General features: G+C 49.1%; 17 protein-coding genes, 1 pseudogene and 1 riboswitch. Of the genes and pseudogenes, 10 read left to right on the top strand and 8 right to left on the bottom strand.

What is annotated here, in order from left to right:
* Positions 1 to 434 precede the first annotated feature (434 nt).
* The 3 genes from C1752_RS02300 (at position 435) to C1752_RS02310 (ending at position 2,750) form a co-directional block, all read left to right on the top strand.
* Positions 435 to 809: a late competence development ComFB family protein gene (locus tag C1752_RS02300; protein WP_110984424.1), complete on the top strand. Its 375-nt coding sequence runs from the start codon at positions 435 to 437 to the stop codon at positions 807 to 809.
* A 146-nt stretch (positions 810 to 955) separates the two neighbouring features.
* Positions 956 to 2,236 (top strand): ATP-binding protein, encoded by a 1,281-nt coding sequence (locus C1752_RS02305; RefSeq protein ID WP_110984425.1) that lies wholly within the window; start codon positions 956 to 958, stop codon positions 2,234 to 2,236.
* Positions 2,237 to 2,261: 25 nt separating this feature from the next.
* On the top strand, positions 2,262 to 2,750 hold the full coding sequence (locus tag C1752_RS02310) for a hypothetical protein (protein ID WP_110984426.1): 489 nt from the start codon (positions 2,262 to 2,264) through the stop codon (positions 2,748 to 2,750).
* Between the two features lie 35 nt (positions 2,751 to 2,785).
* Here C1752_RS02310 and C1752_RS02315 read toward each other — a convergent pair whose 3' ends face one another.
* Entirely contained in the window at positions 2,786 to 3,535 is a 750-nt protein-coding gene (locus C1752_RS02315; protein WP_233501266.1) for an FHA domain-containing protein, read from the bottom strand.
* A gap of 264 nt (positions 3,536 to 3,799) precedes the next feature.
* Between C1752_RS02315 and C1752_RS02320 the strand changes: the two genes are divergently transcribed.
* From C1752_RS02320 to C1752_RS02330, 4 genes are all read left to right on the top strand, one after another.
* Positions 3,800 to 4,126 carry a 2Fe-2S iron-sulfur cluster-binding protein gene (locus C1752_RS02320; RefSeq protein ID WP_110984553.1) on the top strand — a complete coding sequence of 109 codons (327 nt, stop codon included), beginning with the start codon at positions 3,800 to 3,802 and terminating at the stop codon, positions 4,124 to 4,126.
* 52 nt (positions 4,127 to 4,178) lie between these two features.
* Entirely contained in the window at positions 4,179 to 4,343 is a 165-nt protein-coding gene (locus tag C1752_RS28850) for a DUF8621 family protein (protein ID WP_199464252.1), read from the top strand.
* Positions 4,340 to 5,407, top strand: a complete 1,068-nt coding sequence (locus C1752_RS02325; protein ID WP_315865233.1) for a DUF3326 domain-containing protein — start codon at positions 4,340 to 4,342, stop codon at positions 5,405 to 5,407. The genes C1752_RS28850 and C1752_RS02325 overlap by 4 nt, the downstream gene beginning before the upstream one ends.
* A gap of 541 nt (positions 5,408 to 5,948) precedes the next feature.
* A riboswitch (guanidine-I (ykkC/yxkD leader) is annotated at positions 5,949 to 6,068 on the top strand.
* Between the two features lie 88 nt (positions 6,069 to 6,156).
* Complete coding sequence (locus C1752_RS02330) at positions 6,157 to 7,656, top strand: high affinity choline transporter 1 (protein WP_110984427.1); 1,500 nt, start codon at positions 6,157 to 6,159, stop codon at positions 7,654 to 7,656.
* Positions 7,657 to 7,736: 80 nt separating this feature from the next.
* Here the strand turns inward: C1752_RS02330 and C1752_RS02335 are convergent, their stop codons facing one another.
* Positions 7,737 to 8,453, bottom strand: a complete 717-nt coding sequence (locus tag C1752_RS02335; protein WP_158534988.1) for a hypothetical protein — start codon at positions 8,451 to 8,453, stop codon at positions 7,737 to 7,739.
* A gap of 136 nt (positions 8,454 to 8,589) precedes the next feature.
* Here C1752_RS02335 and C1752_RS28260 point away from each other — a divergent pair.
* Positions 8,590 to 8,733, top strand: a pseudogene (locus C1752_RS28260) (IS630-like element ISAcma28 family transposase); the annotation flags it as partial.
* A gap of 71 nt (positions 8,734 to 8,804) precedes the next feature.
* On the opposite strand, the gene C1752_RS02340 reads toward C1752_RS28260, so the two are convergent.
* From C1752_RS02340 to C1752_RS02365, 6 genes are all read right to left on the bottom strand, one after another.
* Positions 8,805 to 9,314, bottom strand: coding sequence for a type IV pilin-like G/H family protein (locus C1752_RS02340; RefSeq protein ID WP_158534990.1), 510 nt, complete (start codon positions 9,312 to 9,314; stop codon positions 8,805 to 8,807).
* Between the two features lie 68 nt (positions 9,315 to 9,382).
* Positions 9,383 to 10,720 (bottom strand): TldD/PmbA family protein, encoded by a 1,338-nt coding sequence (locus tag C1752_RS02345; protein WP_233501268.1) that lies wholly within the window; start codon positions 10,718 to 10,720, stop codon positions 9,383 to 9,385.
* Complete coding sequence (locus C1752_RS02350; RefSeq protein WP_110984430.1) at positions 10,717 to 12,156, bottom strand: TldD/PmbA family protein; 1,440 nt, start codon at positions 12,154 to 12,156, stop codon at positions 10,717 to 10,719. Before C1752_RS02350 ends, C1752_RS02345 begins: the two co-directional genes overlap by 4 nt.
* A 150-nt stretch (positions 12,157 to 12,306) precedes the next feature.
* On the bottom strand, positions 12,307 to 13,086 hold the full coding sequence (locus C1752_RS02355; RefSeq protein WP_110984431.1) for a CsgG/HfaB family protein: 780 nt from the start codon (positions 13,084 to 13,086) through the stop codon (positions 12,307 to 12,309).
* A gap of 267 nt (positions 13,087 to 13,353) precedes the next feature.
* Positions 13,354 to 14,016, bottom strand: a complete 663-nt coding sequence (locus tag C1752_RS02360) for an HAD hydrolase-like protein (RefSeq protein ID WP_158534991.1) — start codon at positions 14,014 to 14,016, stop codon at positions 13,354 to 13,356.
* Positions 14,013 to 14,408 (bottom strand): VanZ family protein, encoded by a 396-nt coding sequence (locus tag C1752_RS02365; protein WP_110984433.1) that lies wholly within the window; start codon positions 14,406 to 14,408, stop codon positions 14,013 to 14,015. Before C1752_RS02365 ends, C1752_RS02360 begins: the two co-directional genes overlap by 4 nt.
* Positions 14,409 to 14,651: 243 nt before the next feature.
* Between C1752_RS02365 and C1752_RS02370 the strand changes: the two genes are divergently transcribed.
* Entirely contained in the window at positions 14,652 to 16,709 is a 2,058-nt protein-coding gene (locus tag C1752_RS02370) for an adenylate/guanylate cyclase domain-containing protein (protein WP_233501269.1), read from the top strand.
* 65 nt (positions 16,710 to 16,774) lie between these two features.
* Entirely contained in the window at positions 16,775 to 18,232 is a 1,458-nt protein-coding gene (locus C1752_RS02375) for a mechanosensitive ion channel family protein (RefSeq protein WP_110984435.1), read from the top strand.
* The last annotated feature ends 659 nt before the right edge of the window (positions 18,233 to 18,891 follow it).

Genomic DNA, 18,891 nt, shown 5'->3' on the forward strand with positions numbered 1-18,891 from the left:
ACACTGTGATGCCTGAAACCGAGACACGATGTAGCAGAGCTGTCCTAACTCAGCTGAATACTGCCATAGCTCCATTTTGGGGCATATGCCTGGAAAAACAGCAAAATTAGTTCTCCTATGTAAATATACGGGCCAGAGAGAGACTAGATTTCTGGCTCAAAAAAATTTGAATAGAAAACTCAGTAGAACCACTGATAGTTCATCGGTTCTTTTGGTCCATTCTAAATATGGAAAGATTCGTTAATTCAGCCTTTTTACGCTCAATATCTCTTCTCACTAGATTCCCATCTTTAGCTGAGTGAGGTTCACGTAAAAGACGGTAGTTCTAATTGCTGTGCAAGACTCCTTCTACAAGATGAGCTTGCGTCGCAACGGATATTTACTCTCTGAGTCTGAACCTGATCTAACTCCTACCTAAACCGAGGCTAGCGGCTATGTCTTTTTATCAAGCACAAATCTACAAGAATGTAATGGAAGCGCTAGTCGCGGAAGAAATCAAGAGCCAGCTTAATCAAAATCCGGCCTATCGATCTCAGAAAATCAACATCACTGAGGTTGCAACCTACGCTCTTAATCGAGTGCCCCCCCTCTACGCTTCGAGTCAAGAAGGTCTTTATCGCCAGAAACAACGGGCACAGAAAGAATTTGGTCAGCACTTAAAAGCTGCAGTCCACAAAGGCTTAGAAATTGTGACGAGCAAGCCCCTGAGACTCACAACGCCCTTGTTGCCCGAAGAAGATCTAGAGGCCGAAGCACAATTGGCGCGCATGGCTTTAGAAAGACTACCAATGGAAGGTGAACTCTTCTAAGTCTTTCTTGCAACGTGTCTTAACTGCATCTATCGCAATGCAGTCGCTGCTAGCCTCAGCCCTGAAACTGCAGTTTATAGGCTAGTTTGTGATCATGGCCTGCTCGATTCAGCAGCGTCAGCAGATTAGCGTTTAGATGTAGACGAATGATTGAACCCATCAGCCCCTTTGCCCAGATTAAGCAAAAAGCCGCTTCACTATTGCTCTATCAGGCCATTTTACAGACGGGGCCAGGGTTAGCCTTTATCGAATTACTTTCAGCCTTAGAGCAGCAAGAAGTGGGAGGAATCTCCACACAGGAAATCTGTCTGCGTGCCTACTGTGACTGGTACTATGCCGTCGTCAAAGACTATCCTGGATGGCTGAACTACGGTCTTCAACAGATTCTCTGGGCCGAAAATCCCCTAACGCTGCAGATGCAGGCTGCCGATTTGACCCAGCTTCCTTCGGCTTTAATCACCGCAGCTCAGCATGATTTGCGTCTGCTGCAGCAGTTATTTGCAGATCCAGAACAGCAACTTCAGCAAGCACTCGAAAAACAATTGGGGAATCTGGTGCCAATGGTGCCTTGGGGCAATCTTGGCGCTGAAACACCCTTTGAGACGGTGACAGATTGGGCAGAGGCACTGCCCACGCTCGCACAGCACTACCGACGGTACGGTACAGGACTGTTTGCCCAGTATCGAGCTTTTCAGTGGCGAGGGCAGCAGTTAGTGGGGCTAACGGAGCCTGATGCAGTGTCTATGACGCAGTTGGTGGGTTATGAAACCCAGCGCGATCGGCTAGTGCAGAATACAGAGGCGCTACTGGCGGGCAAACCCGCTCTCAATGTTTTGCTTTACGGTAGTCGAGGCTCGGGTAAGTCGGCCCTAATCAAGTCTCTGTTAACGGAGTATGGAGACCGCAATCTGCGACTCATCGAGCTAGGAAAGTCTGATCTGCCATCTTTGCCCCAGATTCTGCACCAGATTCGGTCACGGCCCCAGAAGTTCATTATTTTTGTTGATGATCTGTCCTTTGAGGCCGATGAAAGAATCTACAAAGCCCTCAAGGTTGTCTTAGAAGGGAACCTGACGGCTCGGCCCACCAATGTTGTGGTTTATGCCACCTCAAATCGTCGCCACCTGATTCGGGAATTCTTTGGCGATCGCCCTCGTCCCAGTGATGCTGATGAAATTCATAACTGGGATACGGTGCAGGAAAAACTGTCGCTTTGCGATCGCTTTGGCTTGACCCTCACTTTTGAACCTGCAGACCAAGAGACCTATCTTCAAATTGTCCATCACTTAGCTCAGCAGGCAGACTTGAACTTAGCAAGCGATGATTTAGACTTCCGGGCACTGCAGTGGGCCACCCGCCAAAATGGGCGATCAGGTAGAACCGCCCGCCAATTTGTCGATTTTCTCCAGACGATTGATTTATCATGAAGACCCCTTAGCAACTCGATTGTTCATGCCAAGCTTAGAAGCGTATCCCGGCAAGCCGCGCCCCCTGTGGAAAGTTATCCTTTTTTCGATCACCACTGGCCTTGCCTACTACGGATACTACAAGTGGACTATTCAAGAAGAGCTGCGACAGTATCAGGGAGAAGGCTGGTCTGGGGCGCGGTGTCTCGCCCCCTTTGGCATTGGTGTACTGCTGCCCCAAGCTCTGCGGCTCTGGGATCCAGACGTGCCGGGGTGGTTTGGATGGTTCTCACTTCTGGGAGTTGTGTGGATCTATATTGTGCAGTTTCGGCTTTATCGCACCATCAATAAGCTTTATGCACAGGCTGAGCTACAGCCGCCGTTGCGGATATGGTGGCTGTTCGTTCCGGGCCTAAATTTACTGGTGGGCCTGAGACAAATCCATTTTCTCAGTGAGTACTGGGCCTATGTTGCAAAGGAAGATGTGACCGATCCGATTGCAACTCGTCTCCCATTCTTCTTTGGTCACCCCTGACGGTAGAAACGCTTGGGTGTCCATCCAGCGGAAGATTAGGCATAGAGAACAGATGTCGAAAGAGTGCTGGATTTCTGCTGTTCTTGAGACTGGGTGCTTGCCATTTTCCCGGCCAGACCTAATGCCGTTGTAATGAGAACCGATACGAGCAAAATCTTAAGCCGGTGGTGAGCAATGAAGTCTTGAAGGTTGCCTTTCTTCGGCTCGATAGGATTCAAGTCAGGCTCTTCTTCGATCATCGTACTCTTAAAGTCTGGTTCAGGGGATGATGAGTTGTGTGGCGCATCAGATAAGCCTGTGGAGTCAGCATCTATATCGGCAACCAGTGTCGCGCGACTGTCGACTAAGTTCGACTTTTTGAGGCTGTGAAATTCGATCGATTCTAAGTACTGCGCAAATTCCGCTTCTTCCATGGTCACTGTTAAGTAAGATGCCTGGATTTTGCGGCCTAGGCCGATGATGTCTCCGTTGACAAGCTCGTGCGAATTACAGCGCTGTTGATTAACAAACACGCCGTTGGCACTTGGCTGTCCGTTAGAGTCGCCATCAATGAGGCGATAGCGATAGCGATTCTCTCCGGGAATCGGTAAGCGAAGGAGAATCGCGTGCTTACGAGAGACGGTGACGGTGTCCAGTACGATGGCGTTAGAGGGATCTCGACCAATGGAATAGGCAGCTGCATCTAGTGAAATGGCGCGTCGGTTACCGTTATCGATCACCAGAACATGCCGTTCAGGCGCAATTTTTTTGCTTTTTTTTGCAGTAGAAGACGGAGATACAGTCACGGGATATATACCAAGGGTTCTCTTCTATTGAGGCATTAAAAATTAGGCGTGAGCGTGATGTCGATCACAAGTCACAAGACTCAGCTTTGCTGCAGCCGGATAGGGTTGAGCTAAGAGATATTTCCCAAGGCAGGCATGGATCTTAGCCGTTTTACGATTTTGACTCAATACGGATACTGCGATACCCCGAAGAGATTGGCAAAGATGAGTCTGCCGAGAATGTGAAATAATATATCCGAACTTCTTTTGCCCTGCTTCTACGCTATGCCCAATACGTACACGGTAGAACTTCATCATGACGGTGAGGTGCATACGCTAGCTGTCCCAGAGGACCAAACGATTTTGAGAGCGGCCTATGCTGCAGATGTTGACCTGCCTAGCTCTTGCTGCGCGGGGGTTTGTACAACCTGTGCGGCTTTGATCCTGGGCGATGGCAAGGTTGCCCAAGATGATGCCATGGGTTTGGGACCCGAATTACTGGAAGATGGATATGCGCTGCTCTGTGTGGCGTATCCTCGGTCTGACCTAAAAGTTGAGACAGGTAAGGAAGCTGAGGTTTACGAGCGCCAGTTCGGGCAAACGCAATCTTAGCAATCTGTATCGGGTTCGCAGTAAAAGAATACTTATTGAGTTTGGAGGTCCAATGACCACGCATTTTATTACGGCTGAAGTTGATCTGCAGGCCACTCAAGCGCTACCAGAAGCGATTGAAGCCCAACTCAAGGAGCAGGGAGAGCCTCTCCGATGGGCGGTCACGGCGGTCAAGGACGAGAAGGCCCAAGTTGAAGCGGTTGTTTTAGCTGATTGATTAGCCGACGGACTGAGCAACCGTTCACTGTTGCCCTAGTCGTCCCAACGGGGATTGGGGCTGAGATTGGGGGCTATGCTGGGGATGCCCTACCGGTGGCGCGTGGGATTGCTTCGGTTTGCGATCGCATCATCACCCATCCCAATGTCATGAACGGGGCGCAGCTTTATTGGCCCATCGAAAACGCACTTTACGTCGAAGGCTATGGCCTCGATCAATATGCTGCGGGCAACTGGGGATTGAGACCTGTACGCAGCAACCGCGTGGGCCTAGTACTCGACCAAGGCATTGAACCTGACTTGCGTTTACGCCATCTTCAGGTTGCCGACGCCGCCCGCGCTACTCTAGGGCTACAGTTGACCGATGCAATTCTCACCGATGCGCCCCTCAACGTGACCCTGAAGACAGCGGCTTCGGGAGCAACCTGGGGAACCATTGAAAATCCGGATAGCCTACTGCGGGCGGTGGAGCGATCGATTAATGAACTGGGGGCAGATGCGATCGCCGTGGTCGCTCGCTTCCCCGACGACATTGAAGCCGAAGCACTCCAGAGCTATCGTCAGGGTCAAGGGGTTGACCCTCTTGCGGGTGCAGAAGCCGTCATTAGTCATTTAGTTGTGCGAACCTTTCAAATTCCCTGTGCCCATGCTCCAGCACTAGAGCCATTGCCTGTGGATCCACAGGTGAGTCCGCGTTCAGCAGCGGAGGAACTAGGCTATACGTTTCTGTCATCGGTTCTGGTGGGCCTGAGCCGTGCACCGCAGTTTGTTCAGCAGCGAGGAGCAGCGGACCTGTGGGCGGAAGGATTGGATGCGATCGTGGTACCTGAGACTGCTTGCGGAGGGAGTGCCATACTCAGCCTTAGTCAGAAACCGACTCGCATCATTGCCGTGAACAACCCGACTGCGTTGCAGGTCACGCCAGATGAATTGGGAATTGAAGTGACCAAGGTGCGTTCATATTTAGAAGCGATGGGCGTTTTAGCTGCCCAGCGAGCAGGGCTAGATATCTCAGCCTTGACGCCTGCATTGGGTAAAGTTGCGTGCCTTACCTCGAATAATTAGGTACATAGCGGTATCTTGGCTATCTCCTCCTTTTGAGCTGTAAAACAACGAAATAGACAGCTCTGACGAGATAAAATCCCCATTAAAAGGCATAGGCGGCAATTTCCTGATATTTCCCAATTTTGATAATGTGTTGCTGTCGGCCTCAACGGATGACGAACTCGAGTTCGTATGAGTGCTTAATGCAAGGTGATTTCAGCTCAGAGTCACTTGTCCCAAGGAGACTGCCGCATATATGCAACATTCATACTGAACGCTGTCTTGAAGCATCTTTAAACTGCTTTAGAAACCAGTGATGAATCTCTTCGATTCTGACAACTAGTGGATTCCAGAATTCAATCTATAGACTTTTTGGTAAGTTCTAATTGGCTAGTCACAAAAGTCAAGATCTGCTGACACTAATCGAGGTCTATTAGTATAAATAAACACTTATTCCTCTATGTCCCACTGATATAAAGTGCAAAGGACTTAAGAAAGAAATGGTGATTCTCTGTTTGTTTTGCAGAGCTTTTAATCATTGAACTTGAGCAAAATAAAAATAGAATTTTGTGTCTAGGGTTCCAGCTTAATCTGTGGATTGAGTGTTTGGTCCAAGAGATACAGCCAGCAGGGCCTATATATTGCCTAGTCTGGTTCACGGAGGGATAAAAGCCCGGGAGAAGCCTGTTGACCTTTCATTGAGGTCGCCGGTTTTTTCCGGGCTTTGTTGTAGCTATCAGTATGAATTTTCAATATTTGGAGACAAGTAAATGGAACATACAGTTTTTTCCTGGGGAATTGTTACTTTTCTTTTGGGAACATTAGGCATCGGAGTTTGGGCTTCTAAGCAAATTAAAGGCGATAGCGTCAATTTTTTAGTGGCTGGCCGAGGACTAGCTTTGCCATTGGCTGCTGCTACGCTAATGGCCCAGTCGATTGACTCCAACGCTACCTTGGGGAATACAGACTTATCTGCAGAATTTGGTTTTTGGGCGGGAGCTGCATTACCGATTGGATTATCTTTGTGCTTATTTTTAACGGCAACTTTTTTAGCTAAGCCCATGAATCGCATGGGGCTAATTACTATCCCCGATTTTTATCGGGTTAAGTACGGTCGTACCGTCGAGCTGATCGCGGCCTGCATTATGTCGGTCAGCTTTTCGTTCCTGCTGGCGGGGAACCTCGTTGCGGGGGGCTTTATGTTCCAGACGTTTTTAGGGATGAGCTACGTCGGTGGCATTACGTTGCTGGCGACCCTGGTGTTTGCTTACACTGTGTCGGGTGGTCTCTTTGCAGTGGCTTATACCGATGCGATCCAAATTTTGATTGCTCTAGTCGGTACCTTGGGTTTGCTCGTTTACGTACTGGTTAATTTTGGCCTAGACATTGCGCCTGGCACTGGTCCTCTAGCTTTCGAGCAGTTGACGCTAGTCAGTTCAGGCGCTGCGGTTAATTGGGCCAGCCTGCTGGCATTGGGATTTGGCAATATGGTCGCGATTGACTTCATGGCTCGAATTTTTGCAGCAGAAAGCCCAGAAACTGCACAAAAAGCCTGTTATGTAGCCTCTGCTGGCACCTTAATTGTGGGGATTCCCTTTTCGATCATTGCTCTGTCTGCAAACAGCATCCTCGAACAGGCCGGTGTAGTCGCCGAGGGGCCAGTCCTGTTTGCCCTACTGCAAAACGTTGTGCCGCCTGTACTGGGCCTATTAGTATTGGCAGCTATTTTGTCGGCCTCTCTCTCCACAGCCGATGGAGCTATTTTAGGGACTTCTTCGGTATTGGCTCATAATGTCTTCGGTATTCGTCATGGAGCGACTCACGGAGGAGGGGGGGATCGGTTGCTCATTGTGACTCGCTTGGTAGCTATCGTGATCACCTTGCTGGGAGTATTTTTAGGTCTGCGGGTCCCTCAGACGGGCGTACTGCTGCTGCTGGGGTTTGACCTAGGCTTTGCGGGGCTGGTCGTCCCACTTCTGGGTGGGCTGTTCTGGGAGCGATCTACCCGCCAAGGAGCGTTGGCCTGCATCATTGCTGGGTCAATTACCCGGCTGACTCTGTTTGCGCTAGTGCCGACTATGTTTGGGATTGATAATACGCTATTTCATATCCCCAATGCTCTCTTTACTACTGATTTCGACGGTTTTCCCACCCTAATCAGCCCAATTGTGGGTTTAGTTGCTTTTGTTGTCGTATCTAGACAAACCTACAAGCCACTGACAGTTGAACAGCCGCAGGCAAAACTCCGAGAGAAAGCACGTGCTCTGTAGATCAGGTTGTTAAGACGAGCCATCTGAAAGGAAAATACTTCAAGACGAAACGATGACTGATAACCCTTCTTGAGGGGTTATCAGTCATGACACAACATATCTGAAAGCTTTGGACTGGCCTCAACTTCTTGTGTGATCACAACATTCCCCCCTGCTCCCCAAAGCAAGTTTTTCTCTGCCGTACTGCTTGGATACCACATGTTTAGATTTGAGACACCGAAGCAATCGAGCTGCTGAGGGGAAGGGAGATAGGCGGGACGATTGAAAGCCACGGTAATCGTAGAGGAACGCTGCACAAGCTCAATATCAACGCCGAGGTTTTTGAAGAAAATGCTTTCTTGCTGGGCAAATGCAGCTAAGGAGTCGAGAAAGGCTTGATCAAACTGGCGGCGGTCATAGTAAAGCAGTGATGAGGACGGATTGCCATGAAAACCGACCCAAGAGCCTTTAGTAACGGTTTTATGAGCTGCTGCTACAAACCAATAGTTTGCGCACGATGAGCCACATCTGCCATCGACAATAATATTGAGCCGGCGTCTGTGAATCTCTTGACCGACCTGGAGAGCCGTGTCAGTGTCTCCCCCCCCCGACTGGACAACAACCGTTGTGATCTCAGGGGTGACGATTTGCTTGAAGCTGGCTGCTGTTCGCTTATCTATTTGGCCGACAAACCGGAGGGTCTGCTCATTTACTTTCGTCCATCGACCGGGTGGCTCATTGCTCGCTGCTGGGCGGTGTGCATTTAAGGCACTGATCAACGTCAAAGATAGGATGACCTTTAGCTTGAACATTCTCATAGGGGCTGGAGAGATATAACCGGTTGGAGCTGACAACTCTTCAATCTTATGGGCATTGAGACAAAAGTTCTGATATCTAATACCAAATATGTATGACCTACATTGGAAGGGTCTCTATTGAGAGAGTATTGTTCTGATGGCCGGCGTATTGAAAATTGAGATTACCGAAAGCGAAGACACCCTCAAGTCGCTTCTTCATCAACAAGCATCAGCCCGTCACCAAGAACAGACTCATGCACTCTACTGGCTCAAAAGTGGTCAAGTCACAACACGCTATCAATAGACTCTCCAGGGAGACTATTACCTCGCTGGCGGGATATTCCTACATCTTGGATGCCTTAGCCATGCGGGTCATCTGATAGGGAAATTGGTATCACAGATCCCTGAAACGAATTTATATTCAGCAGAAGTAGAACCCAAGATGAATGCAAAGCCTGTGTAGCTCTTCAACACAGATCGTACGGGAGTTGCTGTTGCGATCGCACTTTTTGAATTTGTTTGAGGGACAACTTGATGAGTAAAGTATTGACCACTGGGCCGAGCATCCAGGGTCTCGAGTTCTTGAGCAAAAATACTGTTTTCTAAGTGAAAGGCTTGCTGTGCCCGATTCAAGGTGCCCAAATTTGATTTAGCTTCAGATTCTTTTTCTGTATTGACTTCATTTCTAGCAGCATCAGCTTCATCCCTAGCAATATCAATCTGATTGAGGGAAAAAGGAAGTGCGATCGCAAGTAAAATCATCGCAAAGGAACCACCCAAAGTGAGACAAACACACCCGCCTAAAATCCAGACAAGGACTGGAAAATTACCTTTCTTTTGTGGCGTTGGGGCATTGAGTCCGGCATTTGAGTCATCACACATTCTCGATTTAGACGGGCATAAACATTCCTCAATCTGCATCGAATAATGCACCAGACTTCGATTCTAATTTAAAGCGTAAAGGTAAAATCTTGTACCAGCATTCCAGGCACTTTTGCACCACCTAACGATCGCGCCTCATAGGTATCCACCTCAGGAACTAGCTCTTGAAAGTCGGTAATCGCCTCTAGATTTTCGCCCCAAAAAGAATAGAGACTCTCATCAAATCGCAAGTCTTTAATCGGCTGCTTAATTTCGCCTTTTTCTACCCAGAAGCAGGCAAAGCGGGTCATGCCTGTGATGCGACCACCGTTGCGATCGCTCCAGTTCAGATAATGTAAATTCGACAGATACAGCCCCGTATCTAACTGCGTCACAATATCTTCCGAAGCCAGCTTCCCTGGCAGCATCTCTGCCGATCTCATTCCCTCGGAACCCGCAGCCGCATTACTTGATACCCCATATTCCTTCGCCGTCCGGGAACTCACTAGCGTATTTGTAAGCTGGCCTGCCGTCACAATCGGTACATCCTCCGGTGCAACTTCTCCCAGATCATTGAAGCGAGGCACCGTACCCAAATGGAAGTTCTCTCTCAAAGATAGTTTTGATGAGAGTGACTTTCCTTCTCGCAGCTTCGCTAGAGCACTCCCGCCTTGGCGCATGGAAGCCTCACTGACAGCCCCCCAAGACAGCATTGAAATCATCTCTGCCACAGCCTCAGGTGCAAAGTAAGTCCGATATTTACCCGGCGGCACCGTTTTGACTGGCCGTTCCATAACGACGAGCTGCTTTTTCGATTGGGCAATGTGTTCTTTGTACTGCTTTTGCTGCCAGTTCGCACCTGCATAGATAGATTTCACCGCTTTCTCAGTCGGTGTAATCATCGAGTAGTCCAGCACAAAGGTTTCTGTCGCAAACCAATGCTTTTGTCCCGCAGAATTGCGGTTTGCTCGCACCACCGGTCCCGATGTATATAGCCCCGTAAAATCAACATTCCCCATATTCTCTAGAATGGCAGTGGCCGCTTGCTCAGGCGGTAAAAGCTGCCCTGCATACACCTCATGACTAGAGCCTTGATTCTGAGGCAAAATCACATAGGGATCTTCGGGCAACTGAGGAATAATCTCACGCAGATAGCTCAGATTGTCTAGACCGGCAGCACTATCAATTGCCAAATCGCCTGTAAACGGGAATGAGGCATAGGCCGTCCGCTGTTCAGTAATCAACCGCAGTTTTACGGTAGCGTCAGTAACAATACCTGACTGGCGCACCTGAGCCTTGTTGAAGCGCATGAAGTGACTCTGCTCGCCACCCATTTCAATCACGAGCTGCTCATCGCTTATGAGATTCTCAAGCAAAATATCGCCCAGTTGATTAAAGGTCGATTCCCACGTTTCTAGCAAATTCACGCCACACCTCCAAATACCTCAATCTCTTTGAAGGCACAGACCGGCGAGGCATGCCCCACTCGGATCACCTGATTCGGTTCGCCTTTCCCACAGGCTGGCGTGCCGTAGATCTGCAGGGTGCTGCGATCTCCCACCTGATCCAGATTGCCCCAAAAATCATTGGTAATCCCGCGATAGTTCGGGTTCCGCAGCGTTTTCGTAAACTTGCCATTTTCAATTAGGCGACCGTACTCACAGCCAAACTGAAACTTATTGCGATAGTCATCAATCGACCAAGACCGATTGGACTCCATATACACGCCGTGTTCGATAGACTCGATCATCTCATCAAAGGTGCTGTGCCCCGGCTCCAAATTAAGGTTCGCCATTCGATCAATAGGGGCACGGTTCCAGGAAGAAGCCCTGGAGTTAGCAACCCCCGGCGTATTGGTGCGGACCTGACTTTCTAAGCTCCCCAACCCACGAATCAGTTTGCCGTTGCGGATCAGATACTCCCGCTTGGCTTCAAGGCCGCTATCGTCAAAAGCATAGCTACCCAATTCTTCTGAAACTGTGGGGTCAAAGGTAATATTCATCAGCGGAGAGCCATAGACCAAATCGCCAAAGTCCGCCAAGTTTACAAAACTCGACCCTGCGTAGTTGCGCTCATCTCCTAGAATCCGGTCTAGCTCTAATGGGTGACCGACGCTCTCATGAATCTGCAGCATCATTTGGTCGGGTGCCAGCACCAGCGTCGTTGTGGTCGTAGGGCATTCCTCCGCCGTCAGGAGTTCGACGGCTTGCTCACCGATGTTTTGACAGCGACTCAAAATCGCTTGAGAGTCCATCACCTCAACCCCGCCTTGATAGCAGCGGGCAAACCAGCCGTTATCTGTCCGCTTCTGGGTGATGCCGCCATCCTGGGCCGTAACGCCGTAATCAGTAATCACGATCCAAAGGGTTTGCTCAATATCAGCCCCGTTGCTGCTGACGAATTTTTGCTCGGTTTCTAAAACTTGAGCAAAAGCGCTGGTGCGGACAATCTTGTCAGAAACCTTTAGCGTTTGGCAGACCTGAGTTAGCAAATCCGTGAGGTCTGCAACCTTCAAATGATCATAGGGCTTTTGCACAGGCGATTGATACGTCCCTGTAGTGGCGGGTCGTACGTCTGCAGTAAATTCATGCACTCCCCACTGGGCGGTGGCAGTGGCCTGCTGAAGCGCTCGGTCTGCAGCCGCCTGAATGCTAGCCGAATCGAGATGGTTCGTAGCAGCGTAGCCAAATTGCCCCTGGGCCAACACTTCAACCATCAAACCTTTTGTCTGGCTACGCCCATTTGCCTGAGGTTTTGCATCACGGACGAAATGAGTATGGGTCGTTTCTGAAACCTGACGAAGCCCTACCCAATCAGCATCAAGATCGAGCGCGTTGAGGGCTGTGTGTAAATCAAACTCCATAGCTGCAGCCTTGAGACAGAACGTTCGGCTAGTTTAACGTGTCTCAAGGCTGTAATGCGTTGCTGATGGCTACGGCTCAAGGAAGTTTGAGAAGAGTTGAGCCTCTACGGAATAAAGACTCAACTCAAAAGCCATACTTTGTCTTGCCTTCTAATCAAGGTCAAGGACGCCCTTTGTTCTTTCCCGACGGCCTCTATCTTTTGCCCGGTAGTCGCTTTCACAACCATTTTTTTCATACATGACACAAGAAAGATAGTCGGTTGATTCAATTAATGCAGCGCGCAGCGCCTTACCGACAGGAGCCCGACTCTCTTCAGAGTCATCACCACCAACGTTGACGCCGAGCAGACTGACGCCACCGCTAACGCCCTTAGATTTTGAGGTTGCCCGTCCCTCAACGGTCCGTGAGTGAGTCACTTCACCCGTTGTCGTATCAACAACTCTCAAATCAATTGCAACATACGCCTGCTGCTTTTTCTTGCGTCCACCACCGCCTAGGCGAATCCCGCCCAGATTAATACCGCCGACGTTGGCACCCTGCGACTTTTTGTTGACCCCTTCTTCGTAAGAAGTTACTTTGCCAAGCACAACATACTGTGCGCCTGTCAGTTGTCCCGTCTTAGCTCTGGTCCCTTGACGCACAAGACCTAATTCAGCCAGCTCCTGTTCATCAAGGACTGCATCCAGCTTTTGACGCTCAACAACTTTGAAGCTGCCTGTTGCAGATAGTTCGTTACTCAATGCATCTGCAAGTTCCCTTGAGGTGCCCCCTCTCCACCACCACCAAGTAGTCTCATTCTTAAATTCTGGCACTGAGATAGTGGGTTTAGTCTGGGCGATAGCTGCTGTCCCAGTGAACCCAGCGCCTATAACAACAAGCGCAACAGCCCCCTGTACGGCGGCAGATTTGAATGTAGAAAATAGTTGCATAGTGATTCTGCTAATAATAAAGACTGGAGAGCGAGAGTATTGCAACGCCGGGATCTATTTCTAATCTCTCTTTCAAGCAATCCATTAGAGTGAATCTGCTTATAGAACCCCTTAAGCAAGCGACTAGTTTAAGAGCACCAGAAATTGAGCCATTTTTCAGATAGCTCAGAATCGCTCTACATTAAGCCGTTAGCTTTGAAATAAATGAAAAAAAGACCCCAATAACCCCAAAATCCTAGATTTAGGACACAAGCCTAGCATATAAAATTATTGATGTGAGAAATGTGAAGCGTTTTCTACAAGACAAGATTGAACGGCCAGAAGTAAGTCATCAGGGGTGTCAATGATCATATCCGGCTGTTGCTGTTCTAAAACAACTCGGCTATTGAAGCCCCAGCTAACTGCAATTGAGGGAATCTGGACCTGCTGTGCAGCTTCTATATCTCGTGTCTCATCTCCGATATAGATGACTTGAGATGGCTGGAGACGATATCGTTTGACCAGACGCCGCAGAGTGCCTGCTTTACCCAGAAGGCCACGTCCTGCGTGAACAAAGTCAAATAGAGTATTGAGATCTTGGGTTACCAAGAAGTTTTCCACGGTTGATTGAGCGTTAGACGTCACAATTCCGAGGCAGTAGCCTTCGTTTTTAAGGTCAGTGAGTGCTTCTTTCGCGCCGTCAAATAACTGAATCTGAGTCGCTAGCTTACTGACTTCTTGGCGCAGACCTTGCAGAAAAAAGGGTAGTCGCCAGCGGGCCACCGGTATTTGTTGAATGAGCGCTCGCGAACTGAGCGCACGAATCTGAGGAATCTGGCTGGTCTCAATGGGAGAATACCCATACTTTTTGGCAAGACAATTAGTGGCTTCAATAAAAATTTCAAGGGAATCGACGAGGGTGCCGTCGAAGTCGAAAATAAGGAGTTTCATGTCTCTTTTGCTTTGACGGCAGGCCACCGCCATTCAATGAGTTTGACAATGGCATACATGAACAAACAGCCGATGCCGTTGGCAATCATATCTTCGCCAGAGAAATGCCGACCGGGCACCCAATGTTGCCCAATCTCTAAGATGACAGAATATCCAAATAAAGCCATGAGTAGAGTTCTGTAGCGACCCGCTTGATGAAATGCCAAATATAGCGCCGCAGATAAGACAGCCCAGCACAGGAAATGCACCAGCTTATCTGGAGGGGAATCGAATGCGTCAATCGCTTTGGGCGTTAGAGTTTGGTGAGTTGCGACTGCTAACAGCAGCCCAAAAATAAATTTCAACAGCGTTGACACTGGGCCTGAATTCCTCTTTGAAGCTTGCGATCGCAAATACCATCCATTGAGACCCCTCTTCCTCTACTTTTGTGCCCTTACCGAGATGCGACAAAAGTTAGCCTGAGATGGAATACCGCAGAAAAAGCCACTCTGCTACTGATATGGCATGTTCTTCGCGGGAAAGGCTTGATAACATTGGCTTTGTGCTTAACTATCCAGTAAGGCTCCTTCATTATCTGTAAAAAGGGAAATTCACTAGTGCTCAGGAATCTCAGCATTCAGTCCAAGACGACTCTTATGTTGTTGGCCGTGAGCATCAGCTCGATTTTGGTGATTGCCCTCATCGGTTATGAGAGCGGCAAAACAGCGCTCAGGCGCAGCATCTTTAATCAGCTCACTAGCCTACGAGAAGCTAAAATCCAGGAACTGCAAGATCTCAGTCAACGGACGGATCGGCAGATTCACGTTCTGAGCATAAACCCTACACTGATTCAGGCTGCCCAGGCCTTTAAAGGCAGCTATAACGAGCTGACGAAGGCATCCATCCCGCCTCAGTGGAATATAGCCATTAGCCAGTACTACGAAAAAGAGTTCATCCCCAAGCTCGCAGAAAATTCTCAGGGCGAACCCAACGCTGCAACCTATCAACCCTCTACCCCACAGGATCGATATCTGCAGTACCAGTACACGATTAAGTCCTCTGACTTTGAGGAAAAGGTATTAATTGATAATCCCCAAGACGGCAGCACCTTTAGCAAGGTACATCAGCAATTCCATCCTTTTTTACGGGAATATGTTGAAACCTATGAGCTAGAAGACTTATTTATTATCGATCCAGAGACAGGCAATGTGGTCTACACCACCTATAAGGGAACTGATTTTGCGACCAATCTGAAGACCGGCCCATTCTCCGAGAGCGTACTTGCAAAGGCCTTTCGTAAGGTGGTCGAAGAAGGTGAAGATCAGTTCGTTGCGTTTGTCGATTTTGAACCCTATCGCCCCTCTCATAATGATCCAGCCGCGATTCAGGCGACGCCGGTTTTTAAGGACGGTAAAATGATTGCAGTGCTTGCTCTTCAGGCGTCTTCTGTGGAGTTGAATAACATTATGACCAGTCGCGCCCGCTGGAAGGAGGTAGGATTGGGCGATTCAGGTGAGACCTATGTTGTCGGGCCTGATTATTTTATGCGTTCTGACTCGCGCTTTTTGACAGAGGAGCCTGAAAAATATTTCGCAGCTTTGGAAACACAGGGAGTACCTAAGTCTGAAATTGAGCGTATTCGAGAGCTGGAATCAACGATCTTAAATCAGGAAGTTAAGACCGAAGCTGTAGAGGCGGCCCTGCAGGGTCAGCGAGGCACTCGCATCGTTGATGATTATCGCGGCATTCCGGTCCTTAGTGCCTATGGGCCACTTGAGGGGGATCATAACTGGGTCTTGCTGGCTGAAATTGACGAATCAGAAGCATTTGCCCCGATCCAAGCCTTCCAAAGGCGGGTCTTAATTACGACCGTTCTGATTGTTCTGGTCGTGACGCTAGCGGCTTTGCTGCTTTCTCATCTGTTCGTGCGGCCCATCCGCCTCTTAAACCAGGGCTTTGATCGGTTCAGCAAGGGCAACACTGACGTCAAGGTCGAAATTGACTCTAAGGATGAGTTCCACGAGCTGGCGCAGTCTTTCAATCAAATGGTGCAGGTTCTGCAGAAAAAAACGCAGCAACTGCAGGAAACCAGTCAAGAAAACGAGGAATTATTGCTTAGCATCCTGCCGGGGCCGGTGGCTCAACGCATTAAGAAGGGAGAAGATAAGATTGCCGATAGCTTCCCCAACGTGACGGTTCTGTTTGCTGACCTCCTCGGCTTCTCTGACTTCGCAGAAACCGTCTCTGCGGATGAGACGGTGGCTTTGCTCAATGAATTGGTGAGTGCCTTTGATGAGGCGGCTGACCGGCACGGTGTTGAGAAAGTGAAGACCATTGGCAGTGGCTATATGGCCGTGAGCGGCCTCTCTGTCCCGAGGCTTGATCACACCAAGCGCGTTGTCGATTTTGCCACGGAAATGGTGCAGATCGTCCAGCGATTTAATCAAACCCGTCAAACTCAGTTGCAGGCCCGGATTGGCGTTAATTCTGGCCCCGTGGTCGCTGGAATCGTGGGACGCAGCAAGTTTATCTATGATTTATGGGGCGATACAGTCAACATCGCCCATCATATGCAGACGGAGGGCCAGGGCGACTCGATTCAGGTCACGGCCAGCATTCATGATCAGCTCAAAGATTTTTATGAGTTCCGTCATGTCAACGAGACTTCTCTGGGCAAGAAAGAGGGATTAGAGACTTGGCTAATCAAGGTATAACAAGCTAAATCGTCCATCTGCAATGCATTCGGAAGAATACTCTAAACCGATTCAAAACAAGAACAATGATTGAAGCAATTCTTCAGCAACCCTGGCTTCTGTGGAGCATTGGGTTGATGGTGGGTTTCCCGCTAGCGATGGTGGGTCTCAACGAGGGGATTTTAAAGCTGCAGCGGCAGCGCAAAGCGCTCGCTAATACGCTCAAGATTATCCGTAACTGGGTGATGCCGACCCTCGTCCTGTTCTTATTCGTCACTCAGGTGATGGGATTAGATCCCGATTTAACCCCCATTCGCCTGGTGCAGACGCTGCTGCTGTTAGCCACCATGAATATGGGCCTATCGTTCGTCAACATCATGCTGTTTGTGGAGGCGGGGTCCAACACATGGCAGGCTCAGGTGCCCAAGCTGCTGCGGGATCTGGTGCGCTTTTTCCTGATTTTGATGGGGACAGCCCTGGTCCTTTCTCTTGTCTGGAAGACCGATCTAGGGGGCTTGATCACGGCTTTAGGCGTCAGCTCGATCGTTATCGGTCTGGCCCTTCAGGACACGCTGGGCAACTTATTTTCTGGGATTGCGCTGCTGTTTGGTCGTCCCTTTAAGGTGGGGGACTGGCTGCAGCTTGGCGAGACGGTGGGTAAGGTCAATGAGGTGAACTGGCGAGCGGTGCATCTGATGACGCGCGAACAGGAGATGCTGATTATTCCAAACTCTGTACTGGCGAAGGAAATCTTTAAAAACTACAATCAACCGATCAAAATGCATGTGGAACCCGTAGATGTCGGTTTTTCATACAACGATCCGCCCAATAAGGTTAAGCGGGTGATGTTGGAGGTGGCACTGGCGACGAAGGGCGTGCTAGAGAAGCCTCCCCCTGTGATTCAGACGATTAACTATAACGATTCTTCGATCGATTATCGGGTGCGATTATTCTTGGCTGACTATTCAAAAGTGCCGCAGATTCGCGATGAATTTATGACAAGGGTTTGGTATGCCGCCAACCGCTATGGCTTGAATATTCCGTTCCCGATTCGGACTGTGTTTCATCAGCAAATGGAGCCTGCAAATCTCGAAACGGAACGCACAAGGATGCTGGAGGAGTTGCGATCGCTTCCTTCCTTTGCCATAGTCGAGTCAGATACCTTGACTGATTTGCTGCCCGATCTGGAAGTCAAAAGCTTTGGTCAAGGAGAAACAATCATCCGCCAAGGCGATACTGGCGTTAAACTTCACCTCATTCTCAAAGGTCAAGTTAAGGTTAGCGTCAACAATCGGGGCCTTGAAACGGAAATCGATCGCTTTGCGCGGGGCGAATTTTTTGGCACCCTCACGCTCCTGAGCAACGAACCCACGCCTAACACTGTCATTGCCTTAGATGATCTGGAAGTTGTGGTGTTCGAAACCGAGGCACTTCATATTATGTTGGCTCGTACGCCCCGCCTCGCCCAAGAAATGGGAGCTGTCATTGAAGCTCGTCGTAGCGCCATTGAGTTAGTCCGGCAGCCCTCATCCCGAGTGGGTTAACGAGCGTGATTTGACACATTACTCAACGACAACTCCATCCCTCTTGCTAAGAGCGTTCTAACAGATTGAATCGTCTCATTTGCGCGTCATCAACCTCACTCTATCTCGCAAACAAGAGGAGAAAAAGCTTGCCCGCGAGCCACCATGCCAGCAATGTTGCCGTTGGGGAAGAGGGGAGTTATATTGGGGCAGGGTAGAAAAATAAATACCTTAATATATTTGACTCTAACCACTAAGGTATGAATCAATTGTTGACGCTCGGGATGATATTAATCCGTTGAATGTCAGCTTTTTAGGGGGGAATGAGTTCTTTTTACATCAGGAAGCATCATTAGTGGTGTTGACTAACGTGTAAATGAACACAGTTGCGATTCGGTATTGGCAGCAATATATTGCTGTAGGGGGAAAACAGTAGATCAATTTAGTTCTACTGGGTTTATTAATATCGCGGATCAAAACTCTTGTTTTGTTGTTGGATCTTCAAGGTCGGAAGCAGCACTGTAGAAAGCAAAAGCTTTGATGCTGTTTACGCGTGCTACGAAGCGTCATAAATATCTAAATTTTAGAGTGCGGTCTTTCTGACAAGACTGCAAGAGATTATTCTGAGTATTTCCAGTTTTATAGTGATTTAAATCATCGATGGTCGCAGACTCTAAGAC

This window comes from Acaryochloris thomasi RCC1774, assembly GCF_003231495.1.
Lineage (GTDB): Bacteria > Cyanobacteriota > Cyanobacteriia > Thermosynechococcales > Thermosynechococcaceae > RCC1774.

Excerpts from the sequence above, each read along its gene's own strand:
- C1752_RS02300 (WP_110984424.1), top strand. The coding sequence starts at position 435 with ATGTCTTTTTATCAAGCACAAATCTACAAGAATGTAATGGAAGCGCTA.
- C1752_RS02305 (WP_110984425.1), top strand. The coding sequence starts at position 956 with ATGATTGAACCCATCAGCCCCTTTGCCCAGATTAAGCAAAAAGCCGCT.
- C1752_RS02310 (WP_110984426.1), top strand. The coding sequence starts at position 2,262 with ATGCCAAGCTTAGAAGCGTATCCCGGCAAGCCGCGCCCCCTGTGGAAA.
- C1752_RS02320 (WP_110984553.1), top strand. The coding sequence starts at position 3,800 with ATGCCCAATACGTACACGGTAGAACTTCATCATGACGGTGAGGTGCAT.
- C1752_RS28850 (WP_199464252.1), top strand. The coding sequence starts at position 4,179 with ATGACCACGCATTTTATTACGGCTGAAGTTGATCTGCAGGCCACTCAA.
- C1752_RS02330 (WP_110984427.1), top strand. The coding sequence starts at position 6,157 with ATGGAACATACAGTTTTTTCCTGGGGAATTGTTACTTTTCTTTTGGGA.
- C1752_RS02335 (WP_158534988.1), bottom strand. The coding sequence starts at position 8,453 with ATGAGAATGTTCAAGCTAAAGGTCATCCTATCTTTGACGTTGATCAGT.
- C1752_RS02340 (WP_158534990.1), bottom strand. The coding sequence starts at position 9,314 with ATGTGTGATGACTCAAATGCCGGACTCAATGCCCCAACGCCACAAAAG.
- C1752_RS02350 (WP_110984430.1), bottom strand. The coding sequence starts at position 12,156 with ATGGAGTTTGATTTACACACAGCCCTCAACGCGCTCGATCTTGATGCT.
- C1752_RS02355 (WP_110984431.1), bottom strand. The coding sequence starts at position 13,086 with ATGCAACTATTTTCTACATTCAAATCTGCCGCCGTACAGGGGGCTGTT.
- C1752_RS02360 (WP_158534991.1), bottom strand. The coding sequence starts at position 14,016 with ATGAAACTCCTTATTTTCGACTTCGACGGCACCCTCGTCGATTCCCTT.
- C1752_RS02370 (WP_233501269.1), top strand. The coding sequence starts at position 14,652 with ATGTTGTTGGCCGTGAGCATCAGCTCGATTTTGGTGATTGCCCTCATC.
- C1752_RS02375 (WP_110984435.1), top strand. The coding sequence starts at position 16,775 with ATGATTGAAGCAATTCTTCAGCAACCCTGGCTTCTGTGGAGCATTGGG.